This window comes from Microbacterium sp. NPDC003461, from assembly GCF_053588335.1.
On sequence record NZ_JBSFPT010000057.1, the window covers coordinates 1 to 4,576 of the forward strand.

The following is a 4,576-nucleotide window of genomic DNA, read 5'->3' on the forward strand; positions in this document are numbered from 1 at the left end:
CTTGAACTCCTCAGTGAACTTCCTGCGATTCGTAGACATCTCTGCCTGTCGTTCCTTCCTGGTAACGACCGTCTACAAGAAGTGTCACACCCCAGTCGACGACGAAGTATCGGTTCCCTGAAGACCTCATCTGCGGGCGCTGCTACGACCACGCGATCCATACCCACGGCGCCTGCGCTAGCTGCCTTGCTGAACGCCTGCTGCCAGGAATCAACGCGAAGGGTGGGCAAATCTGCGCGGACTGCGCCGGCATTGAGCGCGATTTTCACTGCCGGCGGTGCTCCCAGGAAGGTGCGATTTTCCGTGCCGGGCTCTGCGAACGCTGCGCGCTATCCGATGACCTCGACGAGATACTCGGACTCCGACGCGAGGGACACGGCACGGACCTCCAGCAGCTCAGGGACCACCTGCTCCGAGCGGATCGTCCGACTAGCGTCCTCACCTGGATCCGCTCCCCCCAGGTCAAGTCACTGCTGAGCAGCCTCGCGGAGGGTCAGGAACCGCCCGACCACGACACTCTCGACGCCCTCCCACAGAGCGCCGCCGTCAATCACATCCGGGCGCTGCTCGTCGAGATCGGCCTGCTTCCGCCTCGCGACGAGGCGTTCACCCGCTTCCAGGGATGGGTGCGCAAGAAGATCGAGCCATTCGAGGGCGAGCACAAACGTGCGCTCGAGCAGTACGCGGTCTGGTACCACCTACGCCGAATCAGACTGATTCAGAGCAATGGCCAGGATGTTCACACTGCCGCACACAACGCGAAGCAACAGATCACTGCAGCGGCAAACTTCCTGACATGGCTCGCTGCGCGGGAGGCCACCCTCGGGACCTGCACGCAGTCCCTCGTCGACATCTGGCTCACGACGGGAAACTCAAGTCGATACACAGTTCGCGGGTTCTTGCAGTTCGCGAGGGACAGCAGACTCGCTCCCCTGCTCCACATCCCCGCGCGCCACGCTCGAGCCCAAACACGTCGCATCACCGACACCGACCGGTTGGAGTGGATTCGCCACTACCTGACGGAGGAGTCACTCTCGCCTGCAGCGAGATCCGCCGCCCTTCTCCTGCTGGTCTTTGGCCAACCGCTGACGCGTATCTCCACAATGCGTTTGAACGCATTGGAAGATGACGCCATCAACGGTATGACCATCAGGTTCGCGGACGACCCTGTTTACGTTCCCGAGCCGTTCGACGACATCCTCCGCCAGCACCTGGCCTCCCGAGCTCGAACCCGGACCAGCTCGGCCGACAACAACCCTTACCTGTTCCCGGGAGCTCGAGCGGGGCAACACATCACGCGCGAGCAGCTCAAAGCGGAGCTCAACTCGCTCGGCGTTGACATCCTCGCGACAAAGAACACCACGCTCGACGAACTGGTCGCCGCGATGCCGGCGCCCATGGTGGCAGACGCTCTCGGATACAGCTACACGGCGCTCGGCCAACACGAGCGGCACCGAGGAGTCCGTTACCGGAGCTACGTGAGCGGCCGCCACGACGGCTAGGGCGTGTTGATCAACTCATCGGCTCGCTGTCGAGGGAATGGCGTGGAAGTACCGCACCGGCGCCCCCTGGCGGGACGTGCCGGAGCAGTGTGGCCGATCGACTTCGGCGACCAGCAGCAAGCTCGCTACAAGGGTCGCAACGTGGTTGAGCGGTGCTTCAACCGGCTCAAGCAGTGGCGCGGGATCGCGATGCGCTCCGACAAACTCGCCCGCAACCACCGCGCCGCGATCTGTCTCGCCGGAACTCTGATCTGGGTCAAGACCGGCGCGCGCTGAGTGGACTGAGGTGAGCCGCTTACGCTTTCGTGGAGCGGGCGTGAAGTTGAGCGACGAACTCCTCAGCGGCGGCGAGTTGGATTCTGAGGCGGTCGCGGCGTTCGAGCGCCTCCTGCCGGACACTCTCCAACCGCGCATCAAGTTCTGGATCGCGCGGGTTGGCGTTGACCAGATTGATGAGGTCGAGCAGCTCACGCATCTGGTCGAGGCTGTAGCCGAGGGGCTTCATCCGGCGGATCAGCATCACCCGTGCCTCGTCGTCGGCGGTGTAGAGGCGGAACCCGCCATCGGTGCGTCCGGACGGAGTGACGAGCCCGATCTCGTCGTAATGGCGGAGGGTCCGCAGTGACAGACCGGTGCGCTCGGCCAGTTCACCGATGTGCATCGCCGCGTCAGTCATGATCCCCGATTTCCTTCAACCCTCACGTTACGTTAGAGTCTCGTTGTTCGCTCGCACCCTGTCGTGCAGCATCCATCCTCTCCCGAATCTCTGAGACTTCCCGGCGCAACGGAGCGTCTTCCGTGCGGGCATCTATCCCGCTGACCATGAAGGAGCACCGTGACCGCCGTCGCGCCCACGCAAGATCCCGCCGCCCGCTACCGGATCGAACCGACCGTTCTGCAAGCGCTGCGCAGCCCCCGTATTCTCACCCGCGAAGTCCTCGCCGGACTCGTCGTCGCCATCGCGCTGATCCCTGAAGCGATCGCGTTCTCGATCATCGCCGGGGTCGACCCCCGAGTGGGGCTGTTCTCGTCGTTCGTGATGGCGGTCGCCATCGCGTTCCTCGGAGGCCGGCCCGCGATGATCACCGCCGCGACCGGCGCCATCGCGCTGGTGATCGCTCCTGTTGCCCGCGAGTACGGGATGGACTACTTCATCGCCACCGTGCTCCTCGGTGGGCTCATCCAGGTGGTGCTCGCACTCCTCGGGGTGGCGAAACTGATGCGCTTCATCCCGCGTAGCGTCATGGTCGGGTTCGTCAACGCCCTTGCCATCCTGATCTTCATCTCGCAGATCCCGCAGCTGCTCGGAGTGCCATGGATGGTGTACCCGCTCGTGGTCGCGGGCCTGCTCATCATGTACCTGATGCCGCTGCTCACCCGAGTCGTCCCGGCACCGCTGGTCGCGATCATCCTGCTCACTGCCGCCGCTGTCGTGTTCGGTATCAGCGTCCCCACCGTCGGCGATCAGGGCCAACTCCCGCAGAGCCTGCCCGAACTGTTCATCCCGAACGTTCCGCTCACCCTGGACACCCTCGGCATCATCTTCCCGTTCGCCGCCGCGATGGCCATCGTCGGCCTTCTCGAATCCCTCATGACCGCGAAACTCGTCGACGACATCACCGACACCCACTCCCGAAAGACCCGTGAGGCGTGGGCTCAGGGGGCGGCGAACATCCTCTCCGGCGCGTTCGGCGGCATGGGCGGCTGCGCGATGATCGGGCAGACCATGATCAACGTGAAAGCATCCGGAGCTCGCACCCGCATCTCCACCTTCCTCGCCGGCGTCTTCGTCCTCGTCCTGGTGCTCGTGCTCGGCGACATCGTCGCCGTCATCCCCATGGCAGCCCTCGTCGCCGTCATGATCGTCGTCTCCGTCGCCACATTCGACTGGCACAGCATCCGCCCCACCACCCTCAAGCGCATGCCGATCAGCGAAACCCTCGTCATGGTCGTCACCGTCGGCATCACCGTCTGGACCCACAACCTCGCCATCGGCGTCGGCGTCGGCGTCATCGCCGCGATGATCCTCTTCGCCCGCCGCGTCGCACACTTCACCACCGTCACCCGCGAGATCACCGACCAGGACGGGCGGCCCACCGCCCGCTACACCGTCGACGGAGAACTGTTCTTCGCCTCCAGCAACGACCTCACTACGCAGTTCGAGTACACCCACGACCCCGACCGCGTTGTCGTCGACCTGACCCGCTCCCACGTCTGGGACGCATCCACCGTCGCCGCGCTCGACGCCATCCACACCAAATACGAACACCTCGGCAAGGCCGTCACCTTCACCGGCATGAACGACGCCACCGCCCGATTCCACGGCCGCCTCACCGGTGGCCTCGGCAACGCGCACTAACGCCCTAGGAAACGCCGGGCCCTCCCGGCCGGTATGAACGAGGAATACTACTCACCGAGATAATGCTCATCCCCAGTAGCGTGGCGAGATCCGTCGGCACATCACCTCGGCCGCTGCAGCGATCTCGCACGCGCTCGAAGCACGACGCGCTTCCCCGCCTGCGGGAATCGCGGGTCGACGAGACAGAATGAGCGCATGCGGAGCGCTGGGAGCATCTTGATCGTCACTGTGGCGACGCTGCTCGGTCTGTATGGCGCCTTGCTGCTCGGCCTCTCCGGCTTCAGCCTGGTCGGCCCGGGACCGATCGTGATCGAGTACTCCGACGCCGACGACACGGAGAGGTCTCTCGGTATCGCAATGGGCTTCGCCGCGCTGCTGACGTGGTTGGTCGCCCTCCCGCTGGGCGGAGTCGTCGGGCTCGGTGGTGATGATCGGTCGTATGCGCGGCGAGTCAGGACCTGGATCCTCCTCGGTGCGAGTGCGCTCCTCGTCCTCGCGCTCACGATTGCTGTGCTTTCCATCTCGCCGCCCGCGGTCGTGTGACGGCGCTGTCGTGCGAATGACGCCCCGCCAGCCACTATCGACACCTCCGGCCCGGCGGTGTTGCCGCGGGCTTATCGGGCTCTTCGGACATCCGGTGGGGTGAGGGTGGCCGGGCGGTGATTCGGCGGTAGGGGTCGAGGTCCCCGAGGATCAGAAGCGCTAACTCTCTGAT

At 64.8% G+C, this 4,576-nt stretch carries 4 protein-coding genes and 1 pseudogene; 4 read left to right on the forward strand and 1 reads right to left on the reverse strand.

The annotated features are described in order from the left end of the window. Positions 1–626: 626 nt before the first annotated feature. Positions 627–1,502 (forward strand): hypothetical protein, encoded by an 876-nt coding sequence (locus ACWDR7_RS13005; protein WP_449855314.1) that lies wholly within the window; start codon positions 627–629, stop codon positions 1,500–1,502. A 126-nt stretch (positions 1,503–1,628) separates the two neighbouring features. Then, positions 1,629–1,778, forward strand: a pseudogene (locus ACWDR7_RS13010) (transposase); the annotation flags it as partial. A 19-nt stretch (positions 1,779–1,797) separates the two neighbouring features. Here ACWDR7_RS13010 and ACWDR7_RS13015 read toward each other — a convergent pair. Then, positions 1,798–2,178 (reverse strand): MerR family transcriptional regulator, encoded by a 381-nt coding sequence (locus tag ACWDR7_RS13015; protein WP_449855315.1) that lies wholly within the window; start codon positions 2,176–2,178, stop codon positions 1,798–1,800. 159 nt (positions 2,179–2,337) lie between these two features. On the opposite strand from ACWDR7_RS13015, the gene ACWDR7_RS13020 reads away from it, so the two are divergent. Then, positions 2,338–3,861: a SulP family inorganic anion transporter gene (locus ACWDR7_RS13020; RefSeq protein WP_449855316.1), complete on the forward strand. Its 1,524-nt coding sequence runs from the start codon at positions 2,338–2,340 to the stop codon at positions 3,859–3,861. A gap of 228 nt (positions 3,862–4,089) precedes the next feature. Further along, on the forward strand, positions 4,090–4,404 hold the full coding sequence (locus ACWDR7_RS13025) for a hypothetical protein (RefSeq protein WP_449855317.1): 315 nt from the start codon (positions 4,090–4,092) through the stop codon (positions 4,402–4,404). Positions 4,405–4,576: the final 172 nt, after the last annotated feature.